1 protein-coding gene is annotated in these 276 nt (G+C 62.3%); it reads left to right on the forward strand.

Annotation, left to right across the window (positions count from 1 at the left end):
* Positions 1-276, forward strand: a 276-nt coding sequence (locus SB725_RS31010; protein ID WP_410923220.1) for a recombinase family protein, incomplete at both ends; no start/stop codon positions are given.

The raw sequence follows: 276 nt of genomic DNA on the forward strand, positions 1-276 counted from the left end.
CTGGCGCTCCAGATTGATGCGCTGCACGATGCGCGATGCGATGCCTTGTTCACCGACCAGGGCGTCTCTGGCGCCGTATTCGACCGGCCCGGACTCGACTCCGCGCTCGCCACGCTTCAGCCCGGTGACGCACTTGTCGTCTGGCGGCTTGATCGACTCGGTCGATCGCTCAGCAAGCTCGTCGAACTGATCGAGCGGCTCAACAAACGCGGCGTGGAGTTCATCTCCTTGATGGAATCCATCAATACGCAGTCGTCGGGGGGCGTGCTGGTGTTT

Origin of the sequence: Pseudomonas sp. SIMBA_041, assembly GCF_046535095.1 — a bacterium.
Taxonomy (GTDB): Bacteria; Pseudomonadota; Gammaproteobacteria; order Pseudomonadales; family Pseudomonadaceae; genus Aquipseudomonas; species Aquipseudomonas mucoides.